This window comes from Streptomyces glaucus (genome assembly GCF_039533365.1).
GTDB classification, from domain to species: Bacteria; Actinomycetota; Actinomycetes; order Streptomycetales; family Streptomycetaceae; genus Streptomyces; species Streptomyces glaucus.
The window spans coordinates 67734-90806 of the sequence record NZ_BAAATK010000015.1 but is presented as its reverse complement, the minus strand read 5'-3'; the positions used below and the strand labels follow the sequence as shown (position 1 = coordinate 90806).

The 23073-nt window shown below is 71.9% G+C and carries 25 protein-coding genes and 1 tRNA gene; 9 read left to right on the top strand and 17 right to left on the bottom strand.

Features of this window, described 5'->3' with window-relative positions; all coding sequences use genetic code 11:
- Positions 1 to 100: 100 nt before the first annotated feature.
- Together pfkB and ABD363_RS14020 are read right to left on the bottom strand one after the other, a co-directional pair.
- Positions 101 to 1048 carry a 1-phosphofructokinase gene (pfkB, locus tag ABD363_RS14025; RefSeq protein WP_344603145.1) on the bottom strand — a complete coding sequence of 316 codons (948 nt, stop codon included), beginning with the start codon at positions 1046 to 1048 and terminating at the stop codon, positions 101 to 103.
- Entirely contained in the window at positions 1045 to 1806 is a 762-nt protein-coding gene (locus ABD363_RS14020) for a DeoR/GlpR family DNA-binding transcription regulator (protein ID WP_344603143.1), read from the bottom strand. The genes pfkB and ABD363_RS14020 overlap by 4 nt, the downstream gene beginning before the upstream one ends.
- A 241-nt stretch (positions 1807 to 2047) precedes the next feature.
- Between ABD363_RS14020 and ABD363_RS14015 the strand changes: the two genes are divergently transcribed.
- Complete coding sequence (locus tag ABD363_RS14015; protein WP_344603141.1) at positions 2048 to 3013, top strand: helix-turn-helix transcriptional regulator; 966 nt, start codon at positions 2048 to 2050, stop codon at positions 3011 to 3013.
- Between the two features lie 486 nt (positions 3014 to 3499).
- Here ABD363_RS14015 and ABD363_RS14010 read toward each other — a convergent pair whose 3' ends face one another.
- Together ABD363_RS14010 and ABD363_RS14005 are read right to left on the bottom strand one after the other, a co-directional pair.
- Positions 3500 to 4498, bottom strand: coding sequence for a sigma-70 family RNA polymerase sigma factor (locus tag ABD363_RS14010; RefSeq protein ID WP_344603139.1), 999 nt, complete (start codon positions 4496 to 4498; stop codon positions 3500 to 3502).
- A 471-nt stretch (positions 4499 to 4969) separates the two neighbouring features.
- Complete coding sequence (locus ABD363_RS14005; RefSeq protein WP_344603243.1) at positions 4970 to 5731, bottom strand: dioxygenase family protein; 762 nt, start codon at positions 5729 to 5731, stop codon at positions 4970 to 4972.
- A 146-nt stretch (positions 5732 to 5877) separates the two neighbouring features.
- Here ABD363_RS14005 and ABD363_RS14000 point away from each other — a divergent pair, with 146 nt between their 5' ends.
- Positions 5878 to 6396: a MarR family winged helix-turn-helix transcriptional regulator gene (locus ABD363_RS14000; RefSeq protein ID WP_344603137.1), complete on the top strand. Its 519-nt coding sequence runs from the start codon at positions 5878 to 5880 to the stop codon at positions 6394 to 6396.
- A 214-nt stretch (positions 6397 to 6610) separates the two neighbouring features.
- On the opposite strand, the gene ABD363_RS13995 is transcribed toward ABD363_RS14000, so the two are convergent.
- Positions 6611 to 8140 carry an MFS transporter gene (locus ABD363_RS13995; protein ID WP_344603135.1) on the bottom strand — a complete coding sequence of 510 codons (1530 nt, stop codon included), beginning with the start codon at positions 8138 to 8140 and terminating at the stop codon, positions 6611 to 6613.
- 245 nt (positions 8141 to 8385) lie between these two features.
- Positions 8386 to 9066, bottom strand: a complete 681-nt coding sequence (locus tag ABD363_RS13990; protein WP_344603134.1) for a TetR/AcrR family transcriptional regulator — start codon at positions 9064 to 9066, stop codon at positions 8386 to 8388.
- 273 nt (positions 9067 to 9339) lie between these two features.
- On the opposite strand from ABD363_RS13990, the gene ABD363_RS13985 reads away from it, so the two are divergent.
- The 3 genes from ABD363_RS13985 to ABD363_RS13975 all read left to right on the top strand — a co-directional run bounded on the left by ABD363_RS13985 (position 9340) and on the right by ABD363_RS13975 (position 12961).
- Positions 9340 to 10614, top strand: coding sequence for a M6 family metalloprotease domain-containing protein (locus ABD363_RS13985; RefSeq protein ID WP_344603132.1), 1275 nt, complete (start codon positions 9340 to 9342; stop codon positions 10612 to 10614).
- A 119-nt stretch (positions 10615 to 10733) separates the two neighbouring features.
- Complete coding sequence (locus tag ABD363_RS13980; protein ID WP_344603130.1) at positions 10734 to 12419, top strand: IclR family transcriptional regulator domain-containing protein; 1686 nt, start codon at positions 10734 to 10736, stop codon at positions 12417 to 12419.
- Between the two features lie 466 nt (positions 12420 to 12885).
- Positions 12886 to 12961: transfer RNA gene (locus ABD363_RS13975), tRNA-Arg, on the top strand.
- 68 nt (positions 12962 to 13029) lie between these two features.
- On the opposite strand, the gene ABD363_RS13970 is transcribed toward ABD363_RS13975, so the two are convergent.
- From ABD363_RS13970 to ABD363_RS13925, 10 genes are all read right to left on the bottom strand, one after another.
- Positions 13030 to 14181, bottom strand: coding sequence for a tyrosine-type recombinase/integrase (locus ABD363_RS13970; protein ID WP_344603128.1), 1152 nt, complete (start codon positions 14179 to 14181; stop codon positions 13030 to 13032).
- Entirely contained in the window at positions 14181 to 14363 is a 183-nt protein-coding gene (locus ABD363_RS13965; protein ID WP_030642747.1) for a helix-turn-helix domain-containing protein, read from the bottom strand. The genes ABD363_RS13970 and ABD363_RS13965 overlap by 1 nt, the downstream gene beginning before the upstream one ends.
- Entirely contained in the window at positions 14356 to 15657 is a 1302-nt protein-coding gene (locus ABD363_RS13960) for a replication initiator (RefSeq protein WP_344603241.1), read from the bottom strand. The genes ABD363_RS13965 and ABD363_RS13960 overlap by 8 nt, the downstream gene beginning before the upstream one ends.
- A gap of 160 nt (positions 15658 to 15817) precedes the next feature.
- The gene (locus ABD363_RS13955; protein ID WP_344603125.1) at positions 15818 to 16063 is read right to left on the bottom strand and encodes a SpdD protein; all 246 of its coding nucleotides are present in this window, start codon (positions 16061 to 16063) and stop codon (positions 15818 to 15820) included.
- Between the two features lie 25 nt (positions 16064 to 16088).
- The gene (locus tag ABD363_RS13950) at positions 16089 to 16283 is read right to left on the bottom strand and encodes a hypothetical protein (protein ID WP_344603123.1); all 195 of its coding nucleotides are present in this window, start codon (positions 16281 to 16283) and stop codon (positions 16089 to 16091) included.
- A gap of 15 nt (positions 16284 to 16298) precedes the next feature.
- Positions 16299 to 16490, bottom strand: a complete 192-nt coding sequence (locus ABD363_RS13945; RefSeq protein ID WP_344603121.1) for a mobile element transfer protein — start codon at positions 16488 to 16490, stop codon at positions 16299 to 16301.
- Positions 16491 to 16533: 43 nt separating this feature from the next.
- The gene (locus ABD363_RS13940; protein WP_344603119.1) at positions 16534 to 17181 is read right to left on the bottom strand and encodes a DUF2637 domain-containing protein; all 648 of its coding nucleotides are present in this window, start codon (positions 17179 to 17181) and stop codon (positions 16534 to 16536) included.
- Between the two features lie 86 nt (positions 17182 to 17267).
- Positions 17268 to 18644, bottom strand: coding sequence for an FtsK/SpoIIIE domain-containing protein (locus ABD363_RS13935; RefSeq protein ID WP_344603117.1), 1377 nt, complete (start codon positions 18642 to 18644; stop codon positions 17268 to 17270).
- A complete protein-coding gene (locus ABD363_RS13930) occupies positions 18644 to 19000 on the bottom strand; it encodes an SCO3933 family regulatory protein (RefSeq protein WP_344603116.1) in 357 nt (118 codons plus the stop codon). Before ABD363_RS13930 ends, ABD363_RS13935 begins: the two co-directional genes overlap by 1 nt.
- A 167-nt stretch (positions 19001 to 19167) precedes the next feature.
- Entirely contained in the window at positions 19168 to 19956 is a 789-nt protein-coding gene (locus tag ABD363_RS13925; RefSeq protein WP_344603114.1) for a GntR family transcriptional regulator, read from the bottom strand.
- A 107-nt stretch (positions 19957 to 20063) separates the two neighbouring features.
- Here ABD363_RS13925 and ABD363_RS13920 point away from each other — a divergent pair, with 107 nt between their 5' ends.
- The 4 genes from ABD363_RS13920 to ABD363_RS13905 are packed head-to-tail and all read left to right on the top strand — an operon-like array spanning position 20064 to position 21652.
- A complete protein-coding gene (locus tag ABD363_RS13920) occupies positions 20064 to 20471 on the top strand; it encodes an NUDIX hydrolase (RefSeq protein ID WP_344603239.1) in 408 nt (135 codons plus the stop codon).
- Between the two features lie 46 nt (positions 20472 to 20517).
- Positions 20518 to 20949 carry an ATP-binding protein gene (locus ABD363_RS13915; RefSeq protein ID WP_344603112.1) on the top strand — a complete coding sequence of 144 codons (432 nt, stop codon included), beginning with the start codon at positions 20518 to 20520 and terminating at the stop codon, positions 20947 to 20949.
- Positions 20943 to 21290: a hypothetical protein gene (locus ABD363_RS13910; protein WP_344603110.1), complete on the top strand. Its 348-nt coding sequence runs from the start codon at positions 20943 to 20945 to the stop codon at positions 21288 to 21290. The genes ABD363_RS13915 and ABD363_RS13910 overlap by 7 nt, the downstream gene beginning before the upstream one ends.
- The gene (locus ABD363_RS13905) at positions 21287 to 21652 is read left to right on the top strand and encodes a hypothetical protein (RefSeq protein ID WP_344603109.1); all 366 of its coding nucleotides are present in this window, start codon (positions 21287 to 21289) and stop codon (positions 21650 to 21652) included. The genes ABD363_RS13910 and ABD363_RS13905 overlap by 4 nt, the downstream gene beginning before the upstream one ends.
- 364 nt (positions 21653 to 22016) lie before the next feature.
- Here ABD363_RS13905 and ABD363_RS13900 read toward each other — a convergent pair whose 3' ends face one another.
- The gene (locus ABD363_RS13900; protein ID WP_344603107.1) at positions 22017 to 23045 is read right to left on the bottom strand and encodes a HEPN domain-containing protein; all 1029 of its coding nucleotides are present in this window, start codon (positions 23043 to 23045) and stop codon (positions 22017 to 22019) included.
- Positions 23046 to 23073: the final 28 nt, after the last annotated feature.

Sequence of the window (23073 nt, the reverse complement as noted above, 5' to 3'; positions counted from 1 at the left end):
CCCTGACGGACCGATTCCACAAGAATCGGAAGAAAGGGAAGAACAGGCGGAAACGGGTCGAGCGCGGCGCGGAGCGGGACCGGGGCCCGCAGGGGATGCGTCATGTCACCGGCTCCTTCAGCGCACGGCCCACCGGAACCTCACCGGTCACCGTCACCGCGGCCGGGTCCAGGTCGTCCGGCGCCGGCATCACGCTGCCGGGCAGCCGGACGGCCGCCGCGCCGTGCGCGACCGCCGAGGCCAGCGCCTCCGGCCCGCTGCCGCCGGCGATGAGGAAACCGGCGAGGGAGGAGTCGCCGGCGCCGACGTTGCTGCGGACGACGTCCACGTGCGCGCTGCCGAACCAGGCGCCCGCGTCGTCCACGAGCAGTTGCCCGTCGGCGCCCAGGCTCGCGAGGACGGCCCGCGCGCCCGACTCCCGCAGTTCCTCGGCCGCCTTCAGCGCGTCGCCCACGGTGGCCAGGGGCCGCCCGACGGCCTCCGCGAGCTCCTCGGCGTTGGGCTTCACCACGTCGGGCCGTTCGCGCAGCGCCTGGCGCAGGGCGGGCCCGGAGGTGTCCAGCGCGATGCGCACGCCGGCGGCGTGCGCCCGCGCGACCAGCTCGGCGTACCAGGAGGGCGCGAGACCGCGCGGCAGGCTGCCGCAGCAGGCGATCCAGTCGGCGTCCCGCGACTGCTGCCGCACCGTCTCCAGCAGCAGGTCCTGCTCCGCCGGCGACAGTTCCGGACCCGGCGCGTTGATCTTCGTCAGGATCCCGTCCGCCTCCGCGAGCGCGATGTTCGAGCGGGTGGCTCCGGCGACCGGGACCGGCGCGACCTCGATGCCCTGCGCGTGCAGCAGATCGGCGACGACCGCGCCCGGCGCCCCGCCCAGCGGCAGGACGGCGACCGTGCGCCGCCCGGCCGCCGCGACCGCGCGCGAGACGTTGACCCCCTTGCCGCCGGGGTCCATGCGTTCGCCGGTGGCCCGGACGACCTCGCCGCGGTCCAGCGAGGGGACCTCGTACGTACGGTCCAGGGACGGGTTGGGGGTGACGGTGAGGATCATGCGCGCACTACTTCCGTGCCGCCGCGCCCGATCGCGACGGCGTCTTCGGGGCTCAGCCCGCTGTCGGTGATCAGCAGGTCCACGTCGCTCAGGGCGCCGAAGCGGGCGAAGTGCTCCTGGCCGTGCTTGGTGGAGTCGGCGAGCAGCACGACGCGGCGGGCCGCGGCCACCGCCGCGCGCTTGACCGCCGCCTCGGCGAGGTCGGGGGTGGTCAGCCCGTGCCGGGCGGAGAAGCCGTTGGCCGCCACGAACAGCACGTCGGCGCGGATCTCGCCGTACGCGCGCAGCGCCCAGGCGTCGACGGCGGCGCGCGTACGGTGCCGTACGCGCCCGCCGACCAGGTGGAGCTGGATGCCGGGATGGTCCGCGAGGCGGGCCGCGATGGGCAGGCTGTGCGTGACGACGGTGAGGGAGGCCTCCAGCGGGAGCGCGGCGGCCAGGCGCGCCACCGTCGTGCCGGCGTCGAGGATCACCGTGCCCTCGGCCGGCAGTTCGGCGAGTGCGGCCTTGGCGATGCGGTCCTTCTCGTCGGCCGCCGTCGACTCGCGTTCGGCGAGGTCCGGCTCGAAGTCGAGGCGGCCGGCCGGGATGGCGCCGCCGTGCACCCGGCGGATCAGGCCGGCGCGGTCGAGGGCCTTCAGGTCGCGGCGGATGGTCTCCGCCGTCACCTGGAACTCCTCGGCCAGCGACACCACGTCCACTCGCCCGCTGTCCCGGGCGAGACGGAGGATCTCCTGCTGCCGTTCCGGCGCGTACATGCCTGCTCGCCTCCGACCAATGCCCGAATCTGTGGTTTCACCGGGAACGCTACGCCGGGCTTTCCGGAAAGTAAACAGTTTCGGGCTTAAACAAACCCCAACCGGGCACGATCGGACCTTCGTCCGTCTGAAACCGGGCGAGAAGGAGGAGAAGCGGAAGCGGGGACCGAAGGGGACGGGGAAGGCGGCCACGGCCGGATCAGGACAGCACCTGTCCCAGTGGTCCGGCATCCTCGGGTCCATGACGACGGACACCCCGGCCCGGCTGCTGCGCCTGCTCTCCCTCCTCCAGACGCCCCGCGAGTGGCCCGGCGGAGAACTCGCCGAGCGGCTCGGGGTCTCCCGCCGCACGGTCCGGCGGGACATCGACCGGCTGCGCGGACTCGGGTACCCGGTGCAGGCGACCAAGGGCGCGGACGGCGGTTACCGGCTCGTCGCGGGCAAGGCGATGCCGCCCCTGGTCCTCGACGACGAGGAGGCGGTGGCGATCGCGGTCGGACTGCGCGCCGGGGCCGGGCACGCGGTCGAGGGAGTGGACGAGGCGTCGGTGCGCGCCCTGGCCAAGCTGGAGCAGGTGCTGCCCGGCCGGCTGCGCCGTCACGTCGCCACGCTCCAGGCCGCCACGACCCCGCTGACCAACGGGGACGGGCCGGGCATCGCGCCCGAGACGCTGACCGTGATGGCCTCGGCGGTGGCCGGGCGGGAGCGGCTGCGGTTCGCCTACCGCGCCGGGGACGGCACCGGGTCGCGGCGCCTGACCGAGCCGTACCGCCTGATGTCGACGGGGCTCCGCTGGTATCTCGTCGCGTACGACCTCGACCGCGCCGACTGGCGCACCTTCCGGGTCGACCGGGTGAGCGAGCCGTTCGCCACGGGGGCGCGGTTCGCCCCGCGGGAACTGCCGGCGGAGAGCGCCGCCGCGTACCTGCGGCAGTCGATACGACGGCACCAGGACGCCTACGACGTCACCGTCACGTTCGCCGCGTCCGCCGAGGCCGTGGCCGCCCGGCTGCCGGCCTGGATGGGGGCGCCCGAGCCGCTCGACGGGGCGAGCTGCCGCCTGCGGGCCACCGTCGAGGACCCGGTGGAGTGGACGGCGGCACGGCTGGCGCTGCTCGGGGTGGAGTTCCGGGTGCACGAGCCGGAGGAACTGGTGCGGTGCGTGGGCGAGCTGGGAGCGCGACTGAGCCGGGCGGCGGGGCGCTGACGGAGGGCGGGGGCGGGCGGCCGGGCGCCCCCGCTCCCGCCGCGGCGCCGGAGGCACGCGGGGCCCCGCTGCCCCGCCGTACAGAGGGAGCCGGGCCCGGCGCCCGGGGGGGAGGCGCCGAAGCCCGGCTCTGGGAGAGTCCCGGCGCCGGGGGGAGTGCGTCGGGACTTGGCTCGGTGGGGTACGGGCGGGGCGGTGGCCCCGGCCCGAACTGGTGGGTCCTGAGGGTTTGTTCCCGGCCCCCTGCCGGTTGAAGCGGCGTTACAGCGCCAGGTTTGCGCGGTCTTTCGCCACCCGGCGTGCGCACCCCTCGCCGGCGCACACCGCCGGCAGCGCGTCGCCGCCCGGCTTTCTCGGTACCGCCCGGCTCGGCGGCGCCGCCGGCTCCGGCGCGTCACGGACACCGACGCGTCGCGGGCCTCGGTACACGCCGCCGTCGCGGCACCGCCCCGAAGCCGGTGTCACGCCACCGCCCCGAAGCCGGTGTCACGCCACCGCCTCGAAGCCGGTGTCGCGGGCCAGCTTCTTCAGCTCCAGCAGCGCGTGCTTCTCGATCTGGCGAATGCGTTCGCGCGTCAGGCCGTGCTCCTTGCCGACCTCGGTCAGCGTGCGCTCCCGGCCGTCCTCGATGCCGTACCGCATCTTGATGATGGAGGCCGTGCGCGGGTCGAGGCGGCCGATGAGGCCGTCGAGCTCCTCGCTGCGCAGCAGCGTCAGCACCGACTGCTCCGGGGACACCGCCGAGGTGTCCTCCAGCAGGTCGCCGAACTGGGTCTCGCCCTCGTCGTCCACCGACATGTTCAGCGAGACCGGGTCGCGGGCCCAGTCGAGGACGTCGACGACGCGCTCCGGCGTCGAACCGAGCTCGGCGGCGATCTCCGCGGGCTCCGGCTCCCGGCCGTGCTCCCGGTTGAACTCGCGCTGCACGCGCCGGATCCGGCCCAGCTCCTCCACCAGGTGGACGGGCAGGCGGATGGTGCGCGACTGGTCGGCTATGGACCGCGTGATCGCCTGGCGGATCCACCAGGTCGCGTACGTCGAGAACTTGAAGCCCTTGCGGTAGTCGAACTTCTCGACCGCGCGCACCAGGCCGGCGTTGCCCTCCTGGATCAGGTCGAGCAGGGGCAGGCCGCTGCGCGGGTAGCGCCGGGCGACGGCGACGACCAGCCGGAGGTTGGAGCGGATGAAGACGTCCTTCGCCCGCTCGCCCTCGGCGACCAGGGCCTCCAGCTCCTCACGGGTGGCGTCCGCCTTGGTCTCCTCGTAGCCGTCGAGGACCTGCCGCGCGAACACACCCGCTTCGATGATCTGGGACAGCTCGACCTCCTTTGCGGCGTCGAGCAGCGGTGTACGCGCGATCTCGTCGAGGTACATGCCGACCAGATCGCGGTCGGCGAGCTCGCCGCCGGTGGCGCGAACACTGCTTGCCGCGTCGACCGTCTCGCCGGTGGCGGACTGACGACGGGCGACGGCACGGGTTGCCATGCGTGCTCCCTTGCGATGGTGGGTCAGCGGGTGGTCCTTCGGATGCCTGGCACCGTCTCCGGGTCTCTCCGGTCTTGCCTCCGGACTCTGCCCGAGTGCCCTGCATCTGATGGAAACAACGACTGGAATCAGGACAGAATTCCCAACCCACCCATCAAACTTTCTGATCATGCAGTACCCTGTCCCGCCACACCTCGCGGCGCACTGTCCGCGGAACGCGTGGAAGCCCAGGTCAGGCCGGACGCCGAGAAGGGCGGTCACCCCCTCACCGGCCCCCGCTCCCCCCGCGCGCTCGAGACGGCCGTCACATGCCGCACCACGGGCTTCACCCGGATGGAGTACCACCCCCGGCCGTTCTCCCACCCGGAAGACGGACGGCGCCGGCGGAAGGTTCCGCGCGGCCGGCCCCGGGCCGCCGCCGACGCGGTGGCGGGCCGGACGCGGCCGCCGGCCGGCCCGGCCGGCCGGGACTCACCCGAACTGCACCGACCGCTTCGCCAGCCCCATCCAGAACCCGTCGATCACCGACTTCCCCAGGCGCAGGTCCCCGGCCGCGTCCGCCGCGCCCATCGTCACGAACAGGGGCGCGAAGTGCTCGGTGCGCGGGTGGGCGAGCGGGCCCGCCGGGGACTTGCGCGTGAAGTCCAGCAGCGCGTCGACGTCGCCGGACTCCAGCGCGCGCCGGCCCCAGTCGTCGAACTCCGCCGACCAGGCGGGGACGCCTCCGTGCCGCAGCGCGGCCAGGTTGTGGGTGAAGAAGCCGGAGCCGACGATCAGCACGCCCTCGTCGCGCAGCGGCGCCAGCCTGCGCCCGGTCTCCATCAGCCGTACCGGGTCGAGGGTCGGCATGGAGACCTGCAGGACGGGGACGTCGGCCTCGGGGTACATCTCGACCAGCGGCACGTACGCGCCGTGGTCGAGGCCGCGGTCCGGGACGTCCTGCACGGGCGTGCCCGGGGCGCGCAGCAGCTTCCGCACCGACTCGGCCAGCGCGGGGGCGCCGGGGGCCTCGTACGTCACCCGGTAGTAGCGCTCGGGGAAGCCCCAGAAGTCGTGGACGAGGGGGACGGTCCCGGTGGCGCCGAGGGCGAGCGGGGCCTCCTCCCAGTGCGCGGAGACGACGAGGATCGCCTTCGGCCGGGGCAGGGCGGCGGACCAGGCGGCGAGCTCGCCGGGCCAGACGGGGTCGTCCGCCAGCGGCGGCGCGCCGTGGCTGAGGTACAGGACGGGCATGCGCTCCTGGACGGCGGACATGACGGCGGCTCCTTCCGGGGACCGGGCGCTCGACCACGCACCGATTGCTTTAAGTCTCAACCTCCTCCGCGAGCCTACGCTCCGTTTGTTTAATGTTCAAGAAGTGGTCTCGTAGAGTGGAATGCATGAAGACGGCACCCGCATCCGCACCACGCACCGAAGAGCCTCGCTGGCTGACCCGCGAGGAGCAGCGCGTCTGGCGCTCGTACATCGAGGCCAGCACCCTTCTGGAGGACCACCTCGACCGTCAGCTCCAGCGCGACGCGGGCATGCCGCACATCTACTACGGGCTGCTGGTGAAGCTCGCCGAGTCCCCGCACCGCCGGCTGCGGATGACCGAGCTGGCCATGCAGGCGAAGATCACCCGGTCGCGGCTCTCGCACGCCATAGCGCGCCTGGAGAAGAACGGCTGGGTGCGCCGCGAGGACTGCCCCTCCGACAAGCGGGGCCAGTTCGCCGTCCTGACGGAGGAGGGCTACGAGGTGCTGCGGCGCACCGCGCCCGGCCATGTGGCCGCCGTGCGCCAGGCGGTCTTCGAGCGGCTCTCCCCGGAACAGCAGGAGTCCCTCGGCGAGATCATGCGGATCATCGCCGAGGGACTCCAGCCCGACGAAGCGGGTGCGGACCTGCCCTGGCTCCGCTGAAGCGGCGGGCCGGGGCGGGTCCCGGAACCGTGCGGACGAGGCGTCCCCTCCTCGTCCGCACGGGATCACGAACGGCCCGAAGCGGCACGGCCCGGACGAACGTTCCGAAGCGGCACGGCCCGGACGAACACTCCGAAGCAGCGCGGCCCGGACGACCGGTCCGAAGTGGTGCGGCCCGTACGGGCGGCCCGGAGGATGCGGCCGGGCCGCGCCGTCAGTGGACGACGACCGGCACCGCCGGCGCCTCCTCCGCCCCCTGGCCGGAGCCGGTCACCGCGGTGACGTCCGGGCGGCCGGCGTTGACCAGGGTCAGTGCGATGGCCGCGGCCACGACGAGGATGCCGACGGCGAACCAGATCGCGCTGGTGTAGCCCTGCACCTGGCCCTGCAGCTGGACGAGCTGCTGCTGGGACCGGCCGGCCGCGCCGGCGAGGTGGTCCGTGATGTAGGACGCGGTGGCCGAGGCGGCGATGGTGTTCAGCAGGGCCGTGCCGATCGCGCCGCCCACCTGCTGCGAGGTGTTGACCATCGCCGAGGCCACCCCGGAGTCCCGCGGCTCGACGCCCTGGGTGGACAGCGACATGGCCGGCATGAAGGCCGTGCCCATGCCGAGGCCGAGCAGCAGCATCGCGGGCAGCAGCAGGGCGGCGTAGGAGGAGTCGATCTCCATCCGGGTCAGCAGCAGCATGCCGAGGGCGGCGACCAGGAAGCCGGGGCCCATCAGCAGCCGGGGCGCGACCCGGGTCATCAGCCGGGTGCCGATCTGGGTGGAGCCCGTGATCATGCCGGCGATCATCGGCAGGAAGGCGAAGCCGGTCTTGACCGGCGAGTAGCCCTTCACGACTTGAAGGTAGTAGGTCAGGAAGAGGAACAGGCCGAACATCGCGATGATCGCGAGACCCAGGGAGAGGTAGACGCCGCCGCGGTTGCGCTCGGTGATCACGCGCAGCGGCAGCAGCGGGGCCTTGACCCTCGCCTCGACGGCGACGAAGGCGGCGAGCAGGACCGCGGAGGCGACGAACATGCCGACCGTCACGGAGTCGCTCCAGCCCTCGGACTCGGCGCGGGTGAAGCCGTAGACGAGCGCGACCAGGCCGAGCGTGGACAGGACCACGCCGGGGATGTCGAGCGTCGAGCGGTTGCGGCCGCCCTCCGGCTCACGGACGACGAGCCAGGCGCCGGCCGCGGCGACCACGGCGAACGGGATGTTCACGTAGAACGTCCAGCGCCAGTCCAGGTATTCGGTGAGGAAACCGCCGAGGATCAGGCCGACGGCGCCGCCGCCGCCGGCGATCGCGCCGTAGATGCCGAACGCCTTGGCGCGCTCCTTGGCGTCGGTGAACATCACGGCGAGCAGCGAGAGCGCGGCGGGCGCCAGGAGGGCGCCGAAGACGCCCTGCAGGGCGCGGGCGCCGAACATCATCGCCTCGTTGGTGGCCGCGCCGCCCAGCGCGGAGGCGGCGGCGAAGCCGGCCAGGCCGACGACGAAGGCGCGCTTGCGGCCCCACAGGTCGGCGATCCGGCCGCCGAACAGCAGCAGACCGCCGAAGGCGAGGGCGTAGGCCGTGACGACCCACTGCCGGTTGCCGTCGGAGATGCCCAGGTCCTGCTGGGCGGAGGGCAGGGCGATGTTCACGATGGTGGCGTCGAGGACGACCATCAGCTGGGCGAGCGCGATGAAGACGAGCGCTTTCCAACGGCCCGGATCGGCGGCTTCGCGTGCCTTTACGGCTGTTGCAGACATGGAGGTACCCACTTCGGGACTTCGTGACGGAGACTTCAGGACTTCGTGACTTCGGGACTTCGTGACTTTTTGATGAAAAACCGGAAAAGGCCGATGGAGAGGTCGTAGAGGGATATGGGGGCCGGAAAGAGGACGTCGTGAGGGACGGGTCGGCGGCGACGGTGCCGGCGACCGGTGCGAGCAGGGCTGTCAGTGCGGGTGGGGTCCGCCGGGACGCGCTGGACTAGTCGGTGTTCACGGGTGGTTCATCGGCCGCCACCGCCGTTCGCCCGTTCGCCGGGACAGCCCCGGCGAAGGTCCTCCAGGGTCACGGCCGCACCCGGCAGGGCGGAGCGGGCCGGGGCCCGCAGCCCGTCCAGGAACAGCTGGAGGTGGCGGTGGACGAAGCGGTCGGAGCTGAGGCACTCCGTACCGGCCGGGGGTCGGCTGAGCTGGCCCACGGCGACCATCAGGTCGCCGACGCCCACGTCGGCGCGCAGCTGCCCGGCCGCCTTCGCGCGGTCCATGATCCCGGCGACGAGCCGCTCGACCCGTTCCCGCGCGGCCTCCAGATCCGGGTGGGACCGCTCGAAGGCGCTGGAGATCATCGGGCACAGCGCGCTGATCCGCTCGTCCGCGGCGACGTGCACGAAGTGCTCCAGCGCCCCGAAGGCGTCGCCGGACTCCGCGAGCGCCTGCTCGGCCGCGCGCGCCGTGCGGTCCATGACCGAGCAGACGACCTCCCGGACCAGGGCGTCGCGGTCCGGGAAGTTGCGGTACACCGTGGCGTTGCCGACGCCGGCCCGGCGGGCGATCTCGTCGAGCGGCACGTCGGGGCCGTGCTCGACGAACATCTCCCGGGCGGCGGTGACGATCCGCTCCCGGTTGCGCAGGGCGTCGGCGCGCGGCCTGCTCGCCTTGCGCTGCGCGGGGGTCGCGGTCTGCACGGCGTACTCCTGGGATGAGTCGGCTGACGCGATCCGGGGACGCACTCCCCGTTTCGCTCGGACACCTGACTAAACGGGGAAACGGTCCCCGGTTATTTCCAGGCGGTGAGGAATTTTCAGTGACCTGGCTCACACCATCATGGAGGACGCACCGCCCTACCCGCGAGAAACCCACGATCGGTCTCCCCCAGCGCGCGTCGCCCCACCCCCCGACGGAGGGTGAGGGCAAGGGTGCAGCCCGTCACCTGCGGCTGCCGTGGCGCGGGAGGTCGCATGAGGAGCCGCCGGATACGCCCCCGCCGCCTGGCCGCCCTGGCGTCCGTCACCACCCTGACCCTCGCCGTCAGCACCTCGGCGGGCACCGGCCACCTCGCCCCGGGCACCACGACGGCCGGAGCGGCGCCCGTCCCGCCGTCCCGCTCCGCCGCGCTCGCCCCCTGCATGATCCGCGGCGACCGCGGCGTCCAGCTGTCCGAGGGCATCCCGACCCCCGACGGCTACGCCCGCCCCACCGGCACCGTCCGCGCCCTCACCCTGATGGTCGACTTCTCCGACGCACCCGGCGAGGGCAGCGCGCTCGACCGTTTCGCCGAGTTCTTCCCGCAGACCCGGCAGTGGTTCCGCACCAGCTCCTACGGCCGCCTCGACTACCGCCCCGAGACGCCGATCCGCGACTGGCTGCGCCTGCCGAAGCCGTTCCACGCGTACGGCATAGAACGCGGCGCCCCCTTCGACCCCGCCTACCGGGAACTGGTGCACGACATCGTGGCGGCGGCCGACGCGACGGTGGACTTCCGCGCGTACGACCTCGTGAACGTGCTGGTGACGCCGAACGCGGGCCCCTCGGCGCTGGACACGGTCCTGTCCGTCACCTTCGCCGGCAACACGCAGGCCCCGGTCGCCGACGGAGTGCCGGTGGCCAACGCCTCCTTCGTCTACTCCCGCCAGGACGACGGCTCCGGCTCCTACCACCGCACCGGCTACCGCGTCCTGCCGCACGAGAACGGCCACGTCTTCGGCCTGCCCGACCTGTACACCGCCGAGGGCGGGGGCGCGGTCGGCCACTGGGACATCATGAGCGAGGACTGGGGGGCCAACAACGACCTGCTGGGCTGGCACAAGTGGAAGCTGGGCTGGCTGGACCCCGCGCAGGTGCACTGCGTGTCGGCGCCCGGGACGGCCGAGTACGAGCTGACGCCGCTGGCCCGCGCGGGCGGCCCCAAACTGGTCTTCGTCCCGCTGGACGAACGGACCGGGTACGCCGTCGAGCTGCGCACCCGCGCCGGCAACGACGAGGCGGTGTGCCGGCCGGGGGTGCTGGTCTACCGGGTCGACGCGGGGGTGGACACCGGGATGGGCCCGGTGACGGTGCACGACTCCCGCCGGGACAGCGGCGGCTGCACCCGCAGCCCGAACGTGCACGCGGAACTGTCGGACGCGACGTTCACGCCCGGGGAGACCTTCGAGGACCCCGAGCGGAAAGTGGTGATCACCGTGACGGGGACGGACCCGGCGGGGAACCACCGGGTGCGGGTCACCCGCAGGTGAGGGAGCGGGGCGGGGGACGCGCCGCGGCCCCGGGAGGCACTCCTTCCCCGGTCACGGCGGTGCGGGAAGGGCCCGGCGGACTACCGTAGGCCTGCCGCGACCGCCGTACCGGAGAACCGATGCCCGCGAAGACCATGAACGACGCCCAGGCCGGGCCCGCCGTGCCGGCGGACGTACCGGCGGAGGCCGTCACGCCGCTGATCCGCGGGATCGCCGTGCTGCGCCGGCTGACCGAGGCGGACGGGACGCTCAGCCTCAGCGGGCTCGAACGGGCCACCGGCCTCGCCCGCTCCACGGTCGACCGCATCACGGCGACGCTCGCCCGCATGGGATACGTCCGCCTCGACGGCCGCGACGTGTTCCTCGCCCCCCGCCTGATGGAGCTGGGCAACGCCTACCTGGCGGCCCTGCGCCTGCCCGCGCTGCTGGACGCGCGCGCGGACGCCCTCGCCGACGAACTGGACGAGTCGGTCTCGCTGGCGGTCGGCGACCGCGACGGCATCCGCTTCATCCACCAGGCCACCCGCCGCCGCGCGATGTCCCTGAGCTTCCGCATCGGCGACCTGCTGCCGGCCGAACGCACCGCGCCGGGCCCGCTGTTCGCCGCCGAGTGGACGGAACAGGACTGGCGCCGCTGGCGGGAACGCCGCGCCGCGGACCCCCGGGACCAGGGCTTCCCGGCCCTGCCGCCCCGCGAACACGCCGTCCCCGACGAGGAGTTCGAGCTCCGGACCGCACGGGCCGCGACGGCCGGCTGGGCGCTGGACGACCAGCTGATCGAACCGGGGCTGGTCGCCGTCGCCGTACCGGTGCGGGACCCGGCCACGGACCGGGTGGCGTGCGTGGCGAGCGTGGTGAGCCACACCAGCCGGCACACCGCCGAGGACCTGCGCGACACCCTGCTGCCGCGTCTGCGGTCGGCGGTGGCGGGCATGGAACACGACCTGCGCCAGGCTCCGCCCCCGGCCGCCGGACCACCGCCCTCGGGCCTGGCGACCTGGACGGGCGCGTCGAAGCTGGAACTGGGCCGGGAGTTCATCGAGTCGCTGGCGCGCGGCCTGACGGTCCTGACGGCCTTCGGCGAGGACCGGCCGGCCCTGACCCTCACGGAGGTGGCGAAGGCGACGGGCCTGGCCCGGGCGACGGCCCGCCGGGCGCTGATCACCTACGAGCACGAGGGCCTGGTGGCCCAGGACGAGCACCGCCGGTTCACCCTCACCCCGCGGGTGCTGTCCCTGGGCTTCCCGCCCCTGTCCCGCACCTCCCTCCCCCAGATCGCCCACCCGCACCTGACCGACCTCGCCGCCCGCCTCCACGAGTCGACGTCACTGGCGGTCCTGTCGGAGTCGGGCAGGGAGATCCAGTACACGGCCCGGGTGGCGACGACCCGCGTGATGAGCGTCAACATCACGGTCGGCACCCGCCTGCCGGCCCACGCGACCGCCCTCGGCCGGGTCCTCCTGGCGGACCTCCCGGAACCCGGCCGCACCCTGGGCGACCTGCGCCCGCTGACCCCCCGCACACTCACGGACCCCACGGCCCTGACCCGCGTCCTGGACCAGGTCCGCGCCCAGGGCTACGCCCTCGTCGACGAGGAACTGGAGGAGGGCCTGCGCTCGATCGCGGTCCCGGTCCGCGACCGCGCGGGCAGAGTGGTCGCCGCCGTGAACACCGCGATGCACGCGACCCGCCGCACGGTACGGGAGTGCGTGGAGGACGTCCTTCCCGAACTGAGGACGACGGCCGCCCGCATCGAGGCGGACCTGCACGTGGCGGGGCGGTTCAGGCGGGTACTGGTGACCTGACGCGCCCGGCCAGCCCCACGGCGGGCCCCGCGGCGGGCCCCGCGGTGGGGCATCGCCCGCCGGCCCCACCGCCGCCCCACTCGGGCCGCGGTCCGCGCAGGACGTCCCAGCCGTCCGCGATCACCCCGGGACATGGGCGCCGGCCCGCCCAGAAGAGGCATCCGGCCCGCCCGGAACAGGCATCCGGCCCGCGCCCGCGCCGAGCCCCCCGCCCCGACCGACGGCGGGACGCGCAGGAAACCGCACGTCACCGCACGTTTCCCCGGCTTCGGCAAGGCACGGGCACCGTGATCCATCCCCCGAGCGGACGCATCCGCTACCCTGTCATGAGTCAGCCGGGTTTCCGGCGGCGTCCTTGCCCGGTGCTTCCCGGCAGGTGCCGCAGAGACCGTCTGACCAGCGGGCTTGCACGACCGCGCCGAAGACCCACCCGGTGGGCCCTCGGCAAGGCCTTCCGCGAGCCCTCGCCTTCGTAGCTCAGGGGATAGAGCACCGCTCTCCTAAAGCGGGTGTCGCAGGTTCGAATCCTGCCGGGGGCACCAGGCGAAAGGCCCCGGACCGATCATGGTCCGGGGCCTTTGACATCCACTTCTGACATCAACGCTGGTGGTCACTGACGACCGGGACGCCGCCTGAGCAGCCGGTCCATGTGGCTCATGGCCTCTCGCTGCGTGTCCTGCACGACGTGCGTGTAGACATCCATGGTGATGCTGATCTGGGAGTGCCCCAGGATCTCCATCACCACGCGGGGCGCGACCCCGGCCGCCGTGAGGAGCGTGGCCGTGCCGTGCCGGGCGTCGTGCAGCCGGATCACGCGGAGGCCGGCGGACCGGGCGACGCGGGTGAAGGAGCGGTAGACGTTCCGCGGCTCGACCGGGCGGCCGGTGCGGGTGGTGAAGACGTAGTCCGACTCCTGCCACTTCTCCCCCGCCTTGGCACGGGCAGCCGCCTGCCGCATCCGGTGCCAGCGCAGGGGCGCGATGCACAGGGCCGGGAGCGGGACGGCGCGGCGGCGACGGCTCTTGGGATCGTCGTCGTACAGGACGCCCCGGCGGCGCTGCGTCTGCTGGCGGACGTACAGGACACGGTTGTCGAGGTCGAGGTCCGACCAGCGCAGCCCGACGATCTCACCCCGCCGCAGGCCCATGGCGATGGCGAGCACGAAGGCCGCATAGAGCGGGTCCTTGCGCGACGCGGCGAGGAAGTCCAGCGTCTCGTCCAGGCTCCACGGCTTCAACTCCCGGTTGTCGGTGCGGGGAGGCTCGACGAGCTTGGCGACGTTCCGCGTGATCAGCTCCTCGCGGCACGCCGAGGACAGCGCCGAACGCAGCACGCGGTGCGCCTCCTTGGCCGTCGCCGCGGTGGTCTTCTCCTCCAGGCGGACGAGGAAGCGGCGCACGTCGGCGACGCCCAGCGATTCGAGCCGCTTGGCACCGAGGAGCGGCACCAGGTAGAGCCGGACGTGCGCCTCGTACTTGTCGTACGTGCTGAGCTTGCGCCGGGGCTTGACGACGTTGTCCAGCCAGTACGGCAGCCACTCGGCGAGCTTGGCCGACCGGGTCGGCACGGGCACGCCCTGGTCGGCCTTGGCGAGCAGTTCCCGGCGTTTGGCGTCGCACTCGGCCCAGGTCTTGCCGTAGGCGAACTTGCGGGCACGGGTGCCGTCCGGCTGGAGGACGTAGACCGCGCACTGGAAACGGCCGTCCTTGCGCTTGGTGATGGTGCCGGCGCCGTTGGGGTTCCGCTTGCGTTGCTGGGCCATCAGGCGGCCGCCTCCAGTTCGTTGGTGATGTACTCGCGGACGGCCCGCGCCGGGATGCGGCGGCACCGGCCGATGGTGATCGAGGGCAGGCGACGGGAACGGATCAGGTCGTAGACCGTGGACCGGCCGACCTTCAGCCGCTCCATCACGTCCGGCACCGTCAGCAGCTCGTCGTCACGCACGGGTGGGCTCTCCTTCCGTTCCGGGGGCGGGTTCGAGGGATGCGGCCAGCCAGGCTTCGGTGTCGGACAGGCCGGTGCCGGCGAAGACCCAGTGGGCGAGGACGTACGTCGTGTCGGGCTCGGGGCCGTTCGCCGCCGCTGCGGTGGCCTGTGCGCGGCGCCATGCGGCGCGGGCGTCGCGGAGGGCGCCGAGGGTGGTGGAGTAGCGACGGGACTTGGTGGAGAAGTGGCCGCGGAAGCCGAGCATGTGGGCCCAGGCGCGCAGGCGGAGGTGTTCGAGGTCCTTGCGCGCGCCGAGGGTCCAGGCGGTGCGGATGAGGCGGCGGGCGTGGTCGCTGATGTCGAGCTGGGCCAGTTCGGCGGCGAATTTCAGCGGCCGGTCGAGGGCACCTGTCGCGGTCTCGGCTCCCTTGGTGGCGTACTTGGCGATGTAGGCGGCCACGGCCCGTTCGGTCAGCTCCTGGCCGTCGTCGAAGTCGGCGGAGCGGATGGTGCGGACGTCGAGCTGGCGGCCGAAGGTGAAGGTGTGCGGCCGGCCGTCGATGGCCGGGCCGTCGACGCGGGCGGCGGCGGCCGCGGCGCGGATGGCGTCGGTCAGCAGCTCGGCCGTGGCCCAGGCCGGGGGCGGGGTGTCGCCGCCGCCGGGGCCGTCGAGGCGGATCACGGCGTGGAAGTGGACGGCGCCCCTCTTCTGGTACTCGGCGACCTTGGCGAAGGAGATGCGGGCGTGGTCGCGGAAGGTGCGTTGGGTGAGTCCGGCGCGCTTGGCGACCTCCCGGCGCAGGTAGGTGGAGAAGCGCCGCCAGAGCGGACCGGCGTGCGCGTTCCAGAGGACGGCCGCTTCGTAGTCGTAGGCGTCCGGGTCCAGTGGGGTGCCGAGTGCGGGGTCGTCCTGGTCGTGGCGGATGCCGCAGCGACAGGGGCGGACGGTGCCGGCCGGGCCGGTGGGGCGGTTGTGGACGGGGCCGAAGCTCGGGGCGGTGAAGGTGGCGAAGACGCGCGGGTGGGCGGCGACGTGTTCGGGGACGCCCTTGCCGCCGCGCAGCCCGGAGGTGATCAGGTGGAAGGTGTCGCGGCGGTAGACCTCGGCGCAGGCCGCGCAGCGGGTGGTGCGCCGGTTGTTGCAGCGCACGAGGAGTTGTCCGGCCGGGAGGTCGGCCGAGTCGAGGTGGTGCAGGACGCGGCCGATCTCGCCGGTGCGGGTGTCGACGGCGTACTCGGTGCGGTGGCCGTCGAGGCGGATGGGGGTGGTGCAGCCGCCCAGTCCCGAAAGCTGGCGGAGGATACCCGGCAGGGTGCCGTGCTGGGCGAGCCTTGCGAGTTCCGGGAGCGGGGGCGGGGTGGTGCGGGTGAAGATGGCTTCTCTCCTTCTGGCTGGATCGGTCAGGAGGAACGGGCTCCCGGGGCGGCGGATGCTTGGCGGTGTCGGGCCGCCCCGGGAGTCGTGCGCCGTATCAGCGCCGCCGCTGATCTCGGAGCAGAGAGCGCAGGACCACGGCGGCTACGGCCACGGAGACGGCCGAGACGGCGACGGCGGCCAGGAGCGCGGTGAGGACCACCCCGCCCACGACCACGGCCGCGACCGTGCCGGTACCGATCGGGACCGGCGGAAGCGAGCGCCGTACGGGCGCCGGGCCGGCGGGCGTGTGGGAGTGGGCGGGCGGCGGCGTGGGGCTGTCGGGGTACTTGGGCAGGAACACGGCGGAACTCTCCTCATCTACTCGTCTAGGCATGTGAGCCGTTGATGACGTCCACTCCGGAGCGCGTGCCGGACTCGATGGCGGGCGCGAGGAAGGTGCGCGAGAGCCAGAAGCCGAACAGGGCGATCAGGACGACGATCCAGACGCGGATGCCGAGGAACTTGACCGCTCCCCAGGCGAAGAAGCCGAGGACGACGACCAGCGGCAGGCTGACGGTCACGGTGTGCGGGTCCTTTCAGCGGACGGGACAGCGGTGGGTGCGGGCGGCCAGCTCGGCGGCGGCGCGGCTGTCGTAGTCGGCGGAGAAGCCGCAGCGCGGAGCCGTGCAGGCGGCGGTGTGCTTCTCCCGGCCGCGGCCGTCGTACGCCGTGCCGACCTGTACCGGGCCGATGCGGGTGACGGAGCGGAAGCGGCGGTGGGCGGTCATGTGGTCTCCCTTCAGAGGCTCAGGGGCTCAGGGGCTCAGGGGCTCAGAGGTGGGCGGCGATGGCTTCGGCCATGGGCGCGGGGACGCCGAGGCGGGCGCGCAGGGTCGGGGTGTCGATGGGTGTTCCGGTGCGGGTGTGGTGCTCGGCGGCGACCTTGCGGGCGTGCTCGACCAGGGCGGCCGGGACGGCGACGGCAGGGCGCACGGGTGGGGCTTCCACGGCGGTCGGTCGCGTGGGCGGCTCCTCGGGTGAGGGTTCGGGGTCGTCCTCCTGGCCCTCGATGTCCTCACCGAGTTCGGCAGGCTCGGTTCCCTTGTCTGCCCCCAGTGGCGTGGAGTGGGCGAGGAGCGTTCCGCCGAGGAAGGCGACCGCGGGCCAGCCGGCGACGAGGATGCGCAGCCAGGTGGGGACCTGGTTCATGTCGAGCAGGCCGGCGGTTGCGACGTTCGCGCCGAGGGAGGCGGCGAGCGCGATCACGAACCAGCACCACCCGGCCGCTTTCGCGTCGCCGGACCGCAGTCGGCACCAGGCGGCGACGAGCAGCAGGTCGACCGAGACGGGGTAGGCCCACGCTTTCCATCCGTCCTGTCCGGCCGCCGCGGCGAGGTCGTGCAGGTGGGCGAAGGACAGCGCGGCGGCGATGACCGCTTGGACGAGCACCGCGTCGACGCGGGCCAGGTGGGCGCGCATGCTGCGGCTCCTTTTCGGATTCGGGCATGGGAGGGGTAGGGACTTGGCGCGAGGCGGTCACGCCGACCGGGCGGGGAAAGGGCCGGTCAATCGGTCACCGGGCGCGGCTGGACGACCGGCACCGGGGTTTCGACCGGCCGTACGGGCACCTCGGGCCGGAAGGGCTTGAGCGCGGGCAGGTCGGGCGCCAGGTGCGCCGACTCCCGGCAGATTTCGGCGGCCTCTCCGAGGGAGAGGTACGGGGTGCGGATGCGGGACCAGCCGCCGGAGGTGTCACCGGCCACGGCCAGGCCGGGCCGTTCGGGGGCGATGGCGCAGGCGGCCGTGACCGCCTCGGGTGCGATGTCGCCGAGCGCCATCTTGGCGGAGGCTTCGTCGTTGACGCGGTGGCAGACGCGGCCGGTCAACTGGGCCCGCAGCATGGTCGCCCCCTTGCCCAGCTCGGCGCCGAAGCGCTGCCCGCAGACTTCCAGGTAGATGCCGGCCGCGCGGCCGAGCTGGGCGAGGCGGATGAGCTGGGTGACCATCTCGTCGCGCCGTTCCTCGTCCTTCTTCGTGGCGACGAGGAAGAGTTCGGCCACCTCGTCGACGAACAGCACGACGGGCACCGGGCGTTCCTGCTCGGGCAGGCCCCAGATGTCGGAGGTGATGTCCTCCGCCGGGGTGTCGGGGGCGACGCCCTGCCGGGCCTTGATCAGGTCGTATCGGTCCTCCATTTCCTTGACGAGCACGGGCAGCAGCTCGGCCGCCTGTTCCGGGTCGGTCGCCAGAGCCGACAGCCGGGCGGCGAACGGCGCCAGCTCCACGCCCCGCTTGCAGTCGATGCCGACCAGGGCGACCGGCTGACGGGCCAACCCCGTGATCAGGTGCCGCAGATACATGGACTTGCCGGACAGCGTCGCGCCGAGGGTGAGCTGATGCGGAATGGTCCGGTAGTCGCGCACGAAGGGAGTCGCGTCCTCGCGCAGCGCCACCGGCACCTTCAACAGCCCCGCGTCGACCTTGCGGGGCATCCGCACCCGCCGCAGCACGTCGAAGCCGACGAGCCGCAGTTCGACGACACCCGGCTTGACCGTCTTCACGTACACGGCATGGACGCCCCAGGCGTGCCGCAGCCGTTCGGCGGAGGCGGCGATGTCGGCGGGTTCCTGCCCCGGAGCGAGCCGCAGCCGGAGCCGCAGCCCGGTCGAGGTGGGCCGGATGATGCCCCGGCGGGGCGGCACGGGCCGGACCTCGCGGCGGGTGGTGGCCCTGACCGCCAGGACCCGCAGCCGGGACGGGGCCACGGTCAGGCCGCACGCCTCCATGACCGAGCCGTACGAGCCGAGCAGCCGGGCCGTGGATATCGGCAGGCCGACCGCGGACCAGTAGACCGCCGGATGCTTGGCCCGGGCGTAGGCGGCCCCGCCGCCGAGCGCGACGAGGGGGCCACCCACCTCCAGGAGCGTCGTCAGGTCGGCCATCAGGCGGCGGCCCCCGCGGCGGCCGGGAAGGCGGCCGGGGTCACGGCGGCGGCACGGAAGGCGATGCCGTGCCGCTGCTGCCCGTTGAACACGCTCTCCCACGGGCGGGCCACCAGCCCCGGCAGCGAGACCGGCGAGCCGAGGACGAGCCCCTCGGACACGCCGCTCTCCGGAACCGTGACCTTGATTAGCGACGATTCCCCGTCCTCGATGTAGACGACGCCGATCGTCATCAGCGCCTCACCGCTGACGGCGTCCTTGGCGACCTCCCCCGTCTGCCGGTCGCGGACCTTGGGCTCGGGCGCCTCGGTGAGCAGGATCGTCGCGGCCGAGGTCTCCACACGGATGGTGCGCAAGTTCTCTTCCCATCTACTCGTCTAGACAAGATGCAGCCTGCGAACCCGATCTCCGGGTTCGCGCGGACCACCTTGCCACACAACTTGCTCACTCGTCTATACGAGTAAGCGTGTTGGGGTGTACGAGTTCGGAGAAGCGTCCCCGCGCACCACCGCTGCTCACGCCATCAGGTCGCCGGAAGCTGGTACGACAGCACGTACGCATCCGCCGCCATCACCGTGTCACAGACCTCCACGGCCCGCCCCTCGGTGTCGTAGGCGGTCCGGATCAGATGGATCACGGGCACGCCGGAAGCCAGCCGGAGCGTCTTGACCTCGGCCGGCGAGGGCATCCGGGCGCGGATCTCCTCCTCGAAGTGGTCCAGGCGGTGACCCAGCTCTTCCAGCCGGGCGTAGATGCCGCCGGGACCGGGGTTGGGCTCGGCGATCTGTGTGCCCCGCGCGATGTCGAGCGGCAGGTACGAGGTGGCGAACTCCACCGGCCGACCGTCCAGCAGATACCGGCGCCGCCGGGCGAGCACCCGCCGCACGGACCCGAGCCGGGCGGACACGTCCTGGCCGGCCTTCTCCTCCTTGACCTCCAGACTGTCCACCTGGGGGTGACTGCCGGCCGCGTCCGCCTCCACGATGAACGCGGATTTCCCCTGCTCACGGTGGCGTCGGGCGAACCGGTCGGAGGCGAGCCGCCGTACGGGCGGCCGTGGTCGCACGAAGACGCCCTTGCCGTGCTCGGCGTGCACGAGCCCTTCCCCCTGGAGGATGGAGAAGGAGTTGCGGACCGTCATCCGGGAGACGCCGTAGTGCTCGACCAGCTCGGCTTCGGAGGGCAGCTTCTCGCCCTCCTTGAAACGCCCACGGTCGATGGCCTCGCGCAGCTGGTCGGCGATCTGCCGGAAGACCGCGCGATCGCTCGTGGGGTCGAGATCACCGAGCAGGCCGGACGGGAGAGAGGGCATCTGTACTCCTTTAGGTATCTAGACGAGTGAGCGAGTGTTGTTGCTACGGTGGAGAGCCTAGCCAGCCGAGAGGGCCGAGGACCGTGAGCACAGAACGCCCGCACTCCGTGAGCGTCGCCGGAGTCATCGTCGACGACCAGGGCCGGGCCCTCCTGATCAAGCGCCGCGACAACGGCCACTGGGAACCCCCGGGCGGAGTCCTCGAACGCGAGGAGACCATCCCCGAAGCCCTCCAGCGCGAAGTCCTCGAAGAGACCGGAATCAAGATCGCGCTTCCCGCGACCCTGACCGGCGTCTACAAGAACATGAAGGGCCTGATCGTCTCCCTGGTCTTCCGCTGCGAGGCCGCCGACGGCACGCCCACCACCGGGGACGAGACCCGCGCACTGCGCTGGGCCACCCGTGAGGAAGTCATCGAACTCGCCGACGAGGCGTACGCGATCCGCGTCCTGGACGCACTCGACGCAGCAGCCCCGCCGGCCGTCCGCGCCCACGACGGCGTGAAACTCGTCTAGCCCGAACCCGCTGCACATGGCGGCCTACCAGCACGAAGGAACTTGTATGCACGAGTATACGAGTACAGCCCGGGTCTGGGGACTGTCTTGCCCAGGTTTCCCGGAAGAGGTCAGCCGGGCCCGCCGCTGGACGCGCGACATCCTGCGCGGATCCCCCCTGGTCGACGACGCCGAGCTGATCGTGAGCGAACTGAGCGCGAACGCGATCCTCCACACCGCCAGCGGCACGCGATCGGGCAGCTTCCACCTGGCCCTCGCGGTCTCCCCGCGAGTGGTCGCCCTGTCAGTCACGGACGAGGGAGGCACCGGCACCGCCCCGAAGGTCGAGCACCAGGACGAGCAGGCCGAACACGGCCGCGGCCTGGGCATGGTCAGCGCCATCGCTCACCGGGTCGTCGTCCACGACAACCACGGCGGCCACACCGTCACCGCGGAACTCCTCACCGAGGCCGGCGCGACAGGAGGCCGCCCGTGCTGACGTCCACTCCCCCCGAAGCGCCGGCCACGGGCAGCCAGCCCCTCCCCTGCCACTGCGAGGCCGCCGCCTACCCCCTGCACGACATCCGCGCCATCCCTCTGGGATCACACAACGCCGCAAGCCCGCGCCTGGCCCTGCGCTGGTTACGAGAACGCACGCGCCACATCACGGACCAGCTCGACGCCGCATACGCGCAGCCGGGCCTGCACTGGCTGACGGACGAGCCCGAGCACGAGCGAGCCCTCGCCTACCTGACCGCAGGCACGGGCTACCAACTCACCCTCTACGACGACACCACCCGCTACGTCCTCGCTGCCTACCCCACCGGAGCAACCGCATGAACAGGCCCAACCGCGGCTACTGGTGCGAATACTGGACCGAGGACACCACCACCACAGAAGGGCCGGCACTCCGGGCATCCTTCGCCGCCCACTCGGCACCCCAGGCAGACCGGTGGGTCTCCATCACCCTGCGCACGATCTCACCGGCCCTCGACTCCGACGCCTCGGACGCAGCATGGGAGTGGCTCTACGAGGAACGCATCGAGACGCGAAGAGCCCTCCTGCGCTCCGAGCCCTGCACCGTGACCATCAAGCACGCCGACGCCCACATCACATGGACGATCCGCCCCGTGATCTTCCTTCCCCTCGCGCACCGAGAGGGCTTCGAACTTCCCGCGTGCGCCCGATACTTCGAGCCCTAGACCACAGACTGAGTTACAAATTTCTCTACGGGTTCAAGGCGGCTCGCTCCGCTCCCCGCGCGTGGCCCGGCCCCCGGCCGGGCCTGCGCTCCTATCTCCGCCCCGCTCCAGCCCGGCCGGCGTCCGTGCCGCGCGCACAGCAATTAGTCGCCTGGCGCCAGAGACGGGGTACGTCGTGGCTGGGGCGGCCAGCTCCACGGCTTTAGGCAGCCACTTTGGCGCGAGCCTCGAAGATCATGGCCCCAACGTCGTGCTTTACCGGGCAGGTCCACAGACTGCCCGACGCGCCACAAGCTTACGGGGCCATGATCACTCGCGCCAAAGCAGCTCCAGCCCAAAGCCGCTCCGCCGACCTGGACTCGCCTCAGAATATGCTTAAGTACGACCACTTTTCAGGAAGTACGAACGCATCTCCGCCTTCAAAGTTCCCCAACAACTGCCCTGAGAAGGAGATACCCAAAGGGAGGGTGCCGGCATCCGCTTGCACTCGCCCTTCCAACGGAATGCCATCTGATTGCAGTGACTGTGCATCGATCACCGAAAGAGATGACCCGCGCACCAGCACTACTTTGCACGGTGTCTGGATGACCCCCGATGTCATATCGACACCAATTGCCTGTCTCCACACATGAGCGACTTTGCCCATAGGCTGCAACTGCTGCTCTGTCAGGCAACGCAAAACTCTCTCAGATGCGACCCTTTGCAGATCTTCAATGAAAAACTCGGTGACGTCCAGGTAAGCCCTCAACGTGTCGACGTCTAGAAGGTTGAGCGCCTGATAAGAGTGGGCGACCTCATTACGCCGCGCCACAAGATCGGCCAGAAAGCCTTCCGTGCTCCTGAAGTCCAATCCAGAATCCGTCAACATCCCTCGGATTGCCGACTCGTTGATATTCGACCGAACATCGATATCGACCCTGTGGAGCAATTCTGCAATATAGGGAAATCTGTAATTGGCCGTAGCATACGTGAAGACCACGGGCAGCCACTGCGGTTGCATGTTATTCACACTCGAAGTCAGTGCATGAATGGCAGCGGCTTCATCAATCGGTTCCCTCAGGCGCACGCGTTCAGCCTCTAGAAGCGACCTGAGGGAGAATTCTTTGTACGCCACACGAGTTCGCTCGGGAACATGCGAGTAACGCGAGAAAATTCCGGAATAGGCCTCGGCAACCTCTATGACGACCTTATCAACACTTTCTTCAAGTAGGCCATAGAGGGAAATTATCCCGTTCACATAACTCTGCCGCTTAGATCGAGCAGCCAAAGTCGCCAGTGTCCTCTTGTCGTCGGCGTGAGCCGCCGACAAGGCTGCAAGGAGAACGGGGCCCAGATCCAATTCGGCCCGCAGAGCCGCACAGTCCGCGCGAAATGCTGCCAGCGCCTCTCTCACGATTACTCCTGCTTCTAGGGAAACTCGC